The organism is Methylobacterium sp. Leaf113, from assembly GCF_001423325.1.
Taxonomy (GTDB): domain Bacteria; phylum Pseudomonadota; class Alphaproteobacteria; order Rhizobiales; family Beijerinckiaceae; genus Methylobacterium.
The window spans coordinates 1-1,085 of record NZ_LMNJ01000050.1 but is presented as its reverse complement, the minus strand read 5'-3'; the positions used below and the strand labels follow the sequence as shown (position 1 = coordinate 1,085).

Sequence of the window (1,085 nt, the reverse complement as noted above, 5' to 3'; positions counted from 1 at the left end):
CGACACCACCCCGACCATCACGGGTACGGCCGAGGCCGGCACCACCGTCACCATCTCCGACAACGGCACCGTGCTCGGCACGGCGCTCGCCGGGACCGACGGACGCTTCACCTTCACGCCCACCACCCCGCTGGCGGACGGCAACAACGTCCTGACGGGTACCGCCGCCGATGCGGCCGGCAATGTGGGGGCGGGCTCCACCCCGGTCACCCTCGTGGTCACCGCCACGCCGGGCAACGAGGACACCACGCCTCCCGCGGCCCCGGTGCTGGATGCCCTGGCGCCCACCAACGACACCACCCCGACCATCACCGGCACGGCCGAGCCGGGTTCGACCGTCATCGTCTCGAACGGCACGACCCAGATCGGCTCGACCGTGGCCGCTGCCGATGGCAGCTTCAGCCTGACGCCGGCCGCTCTGCCCGAGGGCACGGCCAGCCTCACGGCGATCGCCGTGGATGCGGCGGGCAACGCCTCGCCCGCCTCCACAGCGACGCCCCTGGTCATCGACCTCACGCCGCCGGGCGCACCGGTGTTCGACGCCCTGGTCGACCGTGGCCGCTGCCGATGGCAGCTTCAGCCTGACGCCGGCCGCTCTGCCCGAGGGCACGGCCAGCCTCACGGCGGTCGCCGTGGATGCGGCGGGCAACGCCTCGCCCGCCTCCRCAGCGACSCCCCTGGTYATCGACCTCACGCCGCCGGGCGCACCGGTGTTCGACGCCCTGRCGCCSACCAMCGACACCACCCCGACCATCACGGGTACGGCCGAGGCCGGCACCACCGTCACCATCTCCGACAACGGCACCGTGCTCGGCACGGCGCTCGCCGGGACCGACGGACGCTTCACCTTCACGCCGACCATCCCGCTGGCGGACGGCAACAACGTCCTGACGGGTACCGCCGCCGATGCGGCCGGCAACGTGGGGGCGGGCTCCACCCCGGTCACCCTCGTGGTCACCGCCACGCCGGGCAACGGGGACACCACGCCTCCCACGGCCCCGGTGCTGGATGCACTGGCACCGACCAACGACACCACCCCGACCATCACCGGCACGGCCGAGCCGGGTTCGACCGTCATCGTCTCG

Annotated in this window: 1 protein-coding gene and 1 pseudogene; both read left to right on the top strand. The window is 73.6% G+C overall.

The window, feature by feature from the left end; all coding sequences use genetic code 11:
• Positions 1-16 precede the first annotated feature (16 nt).
• Positions 17-451 (top strand): annotated as a pseudogene (locus ASF60_RS26315) (Ig-like domain-containing protein); the annotation flags it as partial.
• Between the two features lie 103 nt (positions 452-554).
• Positions 555-1,085: Ig-like domain-containing protein (locus tag ASF60_RS24785; protein WP_244478513.1), on the top strand; the 531-nt coding region annotated here is incomplete at its 3' end.